Below are 7850 nucleotides of genomic sequence, written 5' to 3' on the forward strand. Positions count from 1 at the left end.
CGCCGGACCCTTGCCCGCCTGCGTCCACGCGCCACCTGTTCAAACTGATAGGGCTATCCGTTTGAACAGGACACACCCGGCCCCGCACGGGTCTAGGCAGCGAAAAATAACGATTACAAAATTACATGGGAGGTTTCTGAAATGCGATTCACAAAATCCGTTTTGCTCGCATCAACCGTACTCGGCATCGCCGTGAGCGCAGCGCCCGCAATCGCGCAGGATGCCCAGGACGACAGCGCCCAGCAGTCGGCCCAGACCGGCGGCCTCAACGACATCATCGTCACTGCCCGCAAACGCCAGGAAACCGCGCAGGACGTGCCTGTCGCCGTCACTGCCATCTCGGCCGAGCAGATCGCCAACCGCGACGTCACCAGCGTCGAGAAGATCACCGCCATCGCCCCGCAGTTCAGCGTCGGCCGCGCCTCCAACGGCTCGGGCGCGCAGTTGACGCTTCGCGGGATCGGTTCGTCCTCGACCTCGATCGGTATCGAGCAGTCAGTCGCAGTCGTCGTCGACGGCGCCTACTACGGCCAGGGCCGCGTCATCCAGGAAGGCTTCTTCGACCTGGCCCGCGTCGAAGTGCTGAAGGGCCCGCAGGCCCTGTTCTTCGGCAAGAACGCGACCGCCGGCGTGATCTCGATCACCACCGCCGATCCCACCGACAAGCCCGAGTTCATGATAAAGGGCGGCTACGAGTTCAAGAGCCAGCAGTACCGCGTCGAAGGCTATGCCTCGATGCCGCTGACCGACACCCTCGGCTTCCGCCTCGCCGCGCGCTACACCAAGATGGACGGCGGCTACTATCGTAACGAAGCCGACACCATCAACTACACCGAGCTTGATTCCGCCACCGGCAACTTCACCACTCACACCGCCGAGCCTGCCGCACACAAGGCTCCGGGCGAAGAGGAATTCCTCGCCCGCGCTACCCTGAAGTGGGAGCCGACCGACCGCCTGACGGTGAACCTCAAGGGCACGATGGACCAGAGCACGGTCAACAACTCCTCGTGGAACTACGTGGCATTCCGCTGCGGCAATGGCGAGACTTCGCAGCTCAACGGCTATGCCTGCGACAAGCATTTCGTCACCCACCAGAACAACATGCCTGCCGACATCGCGGCAAACTATCCTTACGCCAAGAAGGACGGCTCGCTGTACAACAAGTACCGCTCGGCCGGCGGCACTCTCAACGTGACCTATGACGCCGACCTGCTGCAGGTCTCGTCCGTCACCAACTACCAGTGGAACAACAACCGCTGGGCCTGCGCCTGCGACTTCCAGTCGGGCGGCAGCGAGAACGGCATCGGCCCAACCTGGGCGACCGAGAACTCCTCGTGGAAGGCATTCAGCCAGGAACTGCGCGCGCTGACGCAGTTCGACGGACCGTTCAACATGATGGTGGGCATGCTCTACCAGAAGACCCGCCGTGACTTCGCGCAGTTCGTGCTGACCGGCGGCGTGTCGAACTCCGACGCTCCGGACGGCTACCAGTACGTCACCACCGCCAAGAGCAGCTTCACCAAGGGCGAGACCATGGCGGTCTTCGGCCAGCTCACCTACAAGGTCCTGTCGAACCTCGAACTGGCCGCAGGGGTGCGCTATTCGGACGAAACGAAGAACAGCTTCTTCACCCAGCCCTACAACAACCCTCTGGTTCTGGGCATCTTCCGCGACCAGAACGACCCCGATGGCCTGGGCGAAGTAACCGCGCGTCAGCACTTCCGGAACTGGTCGCCCGAAGCCACCCTGACCTGGAAGCCGACGTCCGACCTCATGGTCTACGGCGCGTTCAAGACCGCCTACAAGTCGGGTGGTTTCTCGAACGGCGGCATCAACTCGAAGTTCTCGACCGACCCGACCGCGGACCTCACCTTCGACCCTGAGAAGGCCCAGGGCTTCGAGCTGGGCTTCAAGTCGACGCTGCTGTCGAACCAGCTGCGCTTCAACGTGACGGCGTTCAACTACAAGTATTCGAACCTGCAGGTCGACTTCTTCAACTCGCCGATCTTCGCGTTCCAGACGCTCACCGCCGATGCGCGCACCAAGGGCGTCGAAGTGGAATGGCAGTTCGCCCCGAACGGCATCCCCGGCTTCGACATCCACGGCTCGATCAACTACGACAAGGCGCGCTACACCGGCTTCCCGCTGGCGCCGTGCTACGCCGGCCAGACCCCGGCAGAAGGCTGCAACCTGTCCGGCAACAGCCGTCAGGACCTCACGGGCGAGCAGCTTTCGGTTGCCCCCAGGTGGACGGGTAACCTCGGCATCAACTACGAAGTGTCGATCGGTTCGGCCAACAAGCTGGGCCTGAATATCGACTCCAAGTATTCGGCCAGCTACCTCGCCTCGGGCTTCGGCAATCCGCTGTCCCGCCAGAGCAAATACGTGACGATCGACGCGGGCCTGCGCTTCGGCGCCGAGGACGACAACTGGCAGCTTGCCCTCATCGGCAAGAACCTGACCAACCAGTTCTACGTCACCGGCGTGGTTGACGGTCCTTCGACCGGCGGCGGCACCGGCACGGCCGGCGGCATCAAGGCCGACCAGCTCGGCTTCGGCACGCTGCCCCGCACCGTCATGGTGGAAGTGACCAAGCGCTTCTAAGCCAAAGGGCTACGGGCAAAAGTAAGCGAAAGAGGCGGGGTCCGAGGGCTCCGCCTCTTTTTTTGCATGAGCGCGCCGTCCCTCGCCATTGCGAGCGCAGCTATTTATTGCGCCGTTACGTAACTTTCTCATGGAGCCCGGTTGGCCCGGACGGCGCGAGCGGCTAGGCCAGAGGCCATGAACCCGGCGAGGGCCTCCATGCGTTGCCCCCTGCCGCCAGAGGACTTTGCCCGATGCACACGACCCGCCTGCTGACCGCGCTGCTACTTACCGTCGCCGCGCCCGCCTTTGCCTCCGGCTCCATGGCCGCCGCCGATCCCGCGCCCAAGGCAGTCACGCAGTCCGCGATCACCGGCATCGACGAAACCGCGATGGACAAGGCCGTAAAGCCGGGTGACGAGTTCTACCTTTTCTCCAACGGCACCTGGCTCGCGCGGGCGAAGATCCCTGAGGATCGCAGCCGCATCGGCTCACACACCGTCGCCGCCGATGAGACCGAGCGCCAGCAGATGCAGCTGATCTCCGGCATTCTCGCAGCAAAGCCCGCCGCTGGCACCGATAAGGCCCGCGTGCGCGACTACTGGCGCGCGTACATGGACACCACCGCGATCGACAAGGCAGGTCTCGCTCCATTGAACGGCGACCTTACGCGCTATGCCCGCATCGCTGACAAGGCGCAGCTGGTCCGTGTCCTGGGCGACCAGACAGAGAGCGACCTCGACCTGTTCAACAACAACAACGACATGGCGACGGAGAACCTTTTCGGCCTGTTCATCACCAAGGCGCTCAGGAGCGACGAGGTCGTGCCCTATCTCTTCCAGGGTGGCCTCGGCCTGCCCGACCGTGAATACTACGTCTCGAACGAAGCGCGGATGGTCAACCTGCGCGGCCAGTACAAGGCCTATGTAGCGGAACTGCTGCGCCTCTCCGGTATCGACCAGCCAGATGTCCGCGCAGGCCGCGTCCTTGACCTGGAAACGAAGATCGCCAGGGCTCATGCCAGCAAGGCCGACGTCGCCGACTTCACGACCGGCGGCACCCTGTGGACCCGCGCCGACTTCGCGAAGAACGCGCCGGGCATGGATTGGGACGCCTACCTCACCGCCGCCCGGATGCCGCGCCAGCAGTCGTTCGACGTCTATAGCCCTTCGTCGGTGACCGGCATCGCAGCACTGGTCGCGTCCGAGCCACTGGAAGCCTGGAAGGACTGGCTCGCCTTCCACCGCATCAACGCCAACACTGACGTGCTGCCCACGAAGATCGACGCGCTGCATTTCGCCTTCTTCGACACCGCGCTGTCTGGCACGCCGCAGCAGCGCGCGCGCGAAAAACGCGCCCTCGCCTCGGTCAACGCGGACCTCGGCAATGCGCTGGGCAAGCTCTACGTCGAAGCCTATTTCCCGCCCTCGGCCAAGCATCAGGTCGAGGAAATGGCGTCCCACATCAAGCACGCCTTCGCGCGCCGCGTCGACGCTCTCGACTGGATGTCGCCGGCCACGCGCAAGGAAGCGCGCGCCAAGCTGGACGGAATGGTGGTCAGCGTGGGCTACCCCGACACCTGGCTCGACTATTCGATGGTCACGATCAAGCCCGGCCAGGCATACGCCAACCGCATGGCCTCGATCCGGGGCAAGACGCTGCAACAGCTGGCCAAGCTCGGCAAACCGCAGGACCGCGGCGAATGGTGGATGAACCCGCAGTTGGTCAACGCCGTGAACCTGCCGGTGCAGAACGCGCTCAACTTTCCCGCTGCGATTCTGCAGAAGCCGTTCTTTGACCCCGCCGCAGACCTCGCCGCCAACTACGGCGCAATCGGCGCAGTGATCGGCCACGAAATCAGCCACAGCTTCGATTCCAGCGGCGCGGCGGTCGACGCCTCGGGCACGCTGCGCAATTGGTGGACCGCCGAGGATCTTGCCCACTTCGAAACGCAGAGCCAGGCCCTCGTCGCCCAGTTCGACGCCTATGCGCCCTTCCCGGACCTGCACCTCAACGGCAAACTGGAACTGGGTGAGAACGGCGCCGATGTCGCCGGCCTGGTCGCCGCCTATGACGCCTACCGCGAGGCGCTCGGCGGCAAGGATCTACCCGTTGTCGGCGGCTACACCGGCGACCAGCGCTTCTTCATCGCCTATGCGCAGAGCTGGGCCAGCAAGGACCGCGAAGGCGCGCTGCGCCGTCAGGTGATCGGCAATGCCCACGCACCGGGCCAGTACCGCGCGCTGACGGTGCGCAACGTGGACGCATGGTACAAGGCGTTCGATGTGAAGCCGGGCGATGCGCTCTACCTGCCGCCGGAAAAGCGCGTGAAACTTTGGTGAATTGAACCGTCGTCCCGGATCATGTCCGGGACGACGCGTTTGGTTTCAGACGCCCTTGGGTCCGTGCTGACGGTGGATATTGCGGAACGAGCGGCTCTTGAAGTGCCACTTGCCGTCCAGCTTGATGCAGGTATCCTCGTAGACACCCCGGTCGCGCATGGTCACGCTGTCCTGGTCGTAAACCTCTGAAGTGTAGCTGCGCATCACCGCATTTTCGCCGTCCACCTCGATCGAGCCGGGCCATGCCTCGAACATGATGCCGGGATAGGCTTTCATCGCTTCCACCCACATGCTCACGATCGCCTCGCGGCCCTTGGTAGTGCCGATCTCGGGATAGTCGGGCAGCGACCACTCGGCGTCCTGCGCCCAGGTCGCGCCCCAGGACACGGCATCGCAGCGCGTCACCGCGTCAGCATAAGTCTCAAGCAATTCACGAATGGCGAGGCGGTCCTCGAACGGGCCGGTGTAAGGCATCTTGGCATTCTCCCAATGTTTGACGGGGATGCTAGAGCCTGACGGTCGCGCTGAAACCTATGCCTTGTAGCAGGCAGAAATCCGCTCAGACCCCGACCGGGCGCTCGTCCGGCCCCGGCGCGGTATCCGGCACCGCGACCTCGATCATGCCGTTCTCGATACGCAGTGGGAAAACCCGCAGGTCCGCATAGGCCCCGCCGATGCAGCGCCCCGTAGCCGCCTCGAAGCGCGCACCGTGCAGTGGGCACATGATCGCCCCGCGCCGCACACGGCCCGGTGACAGGAGCGCCGCCTGATGAGTGCAGCGGTCGTTGACGGCGCGAAAGCCGTCATCGGTCTTCACGACCAGCACGCTCCAACCCTCAAGCCGCGCCGCGATCTTGCCCTCTTCGGGAAAATCGCTCTCGGCGACGATGGGATGAAAGGTCTCACTCATAGTCGTGCTCATCTCAGATACACACCAGCGTCTTGCCGACCGTGCGGCCCGACATCAGGTCGATGAAGGCTTGGGGAAGCGTCTCGAAGCCATCGCGCAAGTTGGCAAGCGGTCGCAGTTTTCCCTGCGCCACCCATTCGTCGAGTTCGGCCTGCGCCTGCGCGAGGACATCGGGATAATCGTACGTGATGAAGCCCTGCATCCTGATCCGGTTGACCACCAGCTGCCACAGCGTCTTCACACCATAAGGGTGATCGGCATCGTTGTACTGACCGATCATCCCGCACACCGCGACGCGGCCGTGCAGGCGCATCAACGGCAGGATCGCCTCGAGCATCTCGCCGCCCACATTGTCGAAATAGACGTCGACGCCTTCGGGCGCGGCGTTGGCGATCTCGGCGGCGATGTCAGGCGTGGCGCGGTAGTCGATGGCAGCGTCGAAGCCGAGGTCGCGGATCACATCCATCTTCTCGGGCGAACCGACGATGCCGATGACCTTGCAGCCCCTGGCCTTGGCGATCTGACCGACCGTGGAGCCGGTAGCCCCCGCCGCCGCGCTGACCACGACTGTCTCGCCCGGCTTGGCTTCGCCTACCGCAAACAGCCCGACCCATGCCGTAAGGCCAACCGGGCCGAGCGCGCCCATGTAATGATGCAGTTCCGTCCCATCCCGTTGATGGACCTTTTCCAGTCCCCAGCTCTCGCCTGAAAGCACATAGTGATCCTGCCAGGTCGCAAAGGCGCGCACGAACGTTCCCACCGGATATTCCGCGTTGTTCGACTGCACGACCTCGCCCAGCGACATCCCGTTGATCGGAGCGCCCAGCGCCACCGGCTCGATGTAGCTGGGCCTGTCATCGAGGAATCCGCGGATTGCCGGATCGACAGAGCCGACACGCATGGCGACGAGGAACTCCCCGTCACCGGGCACCGGCATTTCAGCCTCGGCTAATTGGAAGTCCTCCAGCACCGGCATTCCCTCGGGACGCCGCGCCAGCAATATCTGTTGTACCTTTCCCATGCCCACCTGCTTAGACGCACGCGCGCGCTGCGGAAGGCTGGTCTAAACGCTAGGTTTGCGCCGGACGGCGCTATGGTCAAACTCTCGCCCAAACAAACTGGAGCAGGATCGATGACCATGACCCCCGCAGAGATGACCGAATTCGTCGACACCCTTTACGCCGCATGCGGCGTGGGTGACTGGGAAACGGCTGAGTCCATGCTCACCGACGATTTCGTCGCCTATGAAGCGGATGCCCTGCCTATGGGCGGCGAATATCGCGGTAAAGGCGGCCTGCGGGAACTGTTCGGCGTGGCGATGGGCATGGCCGACGTTGTCGGCCTCGACCGCACCGACCTGCTGCTGAGCCGGGACCGCGCGATCGCAGTTCTGACGATGCGCTTTGCCGACCCTGCGCTCAAGCCTGCCGAACTATGCGAGATGTTCACCTTCCGGGACGGCCTGTGCTGCGAGATCAAGCCTTACTACTACGAACCTTCGGCATTCCACACTGCAGCAGCGGCAAAGGCCGAAGCGGTCTGAGGCCAGAGCAGTGCCGGGTGAAAGTGATAACCCGGCATCGCTCTAATCGTCATCTCGCGCAGGCGGGTATCCATCTTTGCGATGGCGCCGTGGAGTAGGTTCGGGCTTAGCGGCCACACCGCCTTTGCGAGGAAACAAACGCGGAGTGCCCCGCGAGCTTTTGCTTGCGGGGTTGGTGTATTGTTATTGTGCTGGGTTTTAATGGTTTTGATCGGTTGCGGGGGCAGGATTTGAACCTGCGACCTTCAGGTTATGAGCCTGACGAGCTACCGGGCTGCTCCACCCCGCGTCAATCTTGCGCGTTCTGCAGGAACGCGAAGAGGGCCGCATGGGCCCTCTTGTTTGTTGTCATTGTGATGGGTTTTTTGTCTCTAGTGTATTGCGCCGGCTTCAATGCCTGGCGACGTCCTACTCTTCCGGGGCTTGAGCCACAGTACCATTGGCGCTGTCAGGTTTCACGGCCGAGTTCGAG

6 protein-coding genes and 1 tRNA gene are annotated in these 7850 nt (G+C 63.5%); 3 read left to right on the forward strand and 4 right to left on the reverse strand.

The window, feature by feature from the left end; genetic code table 11:
* Positions 1-141: 141 nt before the first annotated feature.
* Positions 142-2604, forward strand: a complete 2463-nt coding sequence (locus GVL61_RS08105; protein ID WP_159978776.1) for a TonB-dependent receptor — start codon at positions 142-144, stop codon at positions 2602-2604.
* Between the two features lie 233 nt (positions 2605-2837).
* Entirely contained in the window at positions 2838-4925 is a 2088-nt protein-coding gene (locus tag GVL61_RS08110) for a M13 family metallopeptidase (RefSeq protein WP_159978778.1), read from the forward strand.
* A gap of 45 nt (positions 4926-4970) precedes the next feature.
* Here the strand turns inward: GVL61_RS08110 and GVL61_RS08115 are convergent, their stop codons facing one another.
* The 3 genes from GVL61_RS08115 to GVL61_RS08125 form a co-directional block, all read right to left on the reverse strand.
* On the reverse strand, positions 4971-5399 hold the full coding sequence (locus GVL61_RS08115; protein WP_159978780.1) for a nuclear transport factor 2 family protein: 429 nt from the start codon (positions 5397-5399) through the stop codon (positions 4971-4973).
* Between the two features lie 85 nt (positions 5400-5484).
* Positions 5485-5835, reverse strand: a complete 351-nt coding sequence (locus GVL61_RS08120; RefSeq protein WP_159978782.1) for a Rieske (2Fe-2S) protein — start codon at positions 5833-5835, stop codon at positions 5485-5487.
* A gap of 13 nt (positions 5836-5848) precedes the next feature.
* Positions 5849-6856 carry an NADP-dependent oxidoreductase gene (locus GVL61_RS08125; protein ID WP_159978784.1) on the reverse strand — a complete coding sequence of 336 codons (1008 nt, stop codon included), beginning with the start codon at positions 6854-6856 and terminating at the stop codon, positions 5849-5851.
* Between the two features lie 111 nt (positions 6857-6967).
* Between GVL61_RS08125 and GVL61_RS08130 the strand changes: the two genes are divergently transcribed.
* The gene (locus GVL61_RS08130) at positions 6968-7378 is read left to right on the forward strand and encodes a nuclear transport factor 2 family protein (RefSeq protein WP_368667106.1); all 411 of its coding nucleotides are present in this window, start codon (positions 6968-6970) and stop codon (positions 7376-7378) included.
* Between the two features lie 215 nt (positions 7379-7593).
* Here the strand turns inward: GVL61_RS08130 and GVL61_RS08135 are convergent.
* Positions 7594-7667 (reverse strand) — tRNA-Met (locus GVL61_RS08135).
* Positions 7668-7850 lie beyond the last annotated feature (183 nt).

It is taken from the genome of Novosphingobium sp. 18050, from assembly GCF_902706195.1.
In the GTDB taxonomy this organism is placed as follows: domain Bacteria; phylum Pseudomonadota; class Alphaproteobacteria; order Sphingomonadales; family Sphingomonadaceae; genus Novosphingobium.

Bases quoted from the DNA above. Each gene is read 5' to 3' on its own strand.
- GVL61_RS08105 (WP_159978776.1), top strand. From the start codon at position 142: ATGCGATTCACAAAATCCGTTTTGCTCGCATCAACCGTACTCGGCATC.
- GVL61_RS08110 (WP_159978778.1), top strand. From the start codon at position 2,838: ATGCACACGACCCGCCTGCTGACCGCGCTGCTACTTACCGTCGCCGCG.
- GVL61_RS08115 (WP_159978780.1), bottom strand. From the start codon at position 5,399: ATGCCTTACACCGGCCCGTTCGAGGACCGCCTCGCCATTCGTGAATTG.
- GVL61_RS08120 (WP_159978782.1), bottom strand. From the start codon at position 5,835: ATGAGTGAGACCTTTCATCCCATCGTCGCCGAGAGCGATTTTCCCGAA.
- GVL61_RS08125 (WP_159978784.1), bottom strand. From the start codon at position 6,856: ATGGGAAAGGTACAACAGATATTGCTGGCGCGGCGTCCCGAGGGAATG.
- GVL61_RS08130 (WP_368667106.1), top strand. From the start codon at position 6,968: ATGACCATGACCCCCGCAGAGATGACCGAATTCGTCGACACCCTTTAC.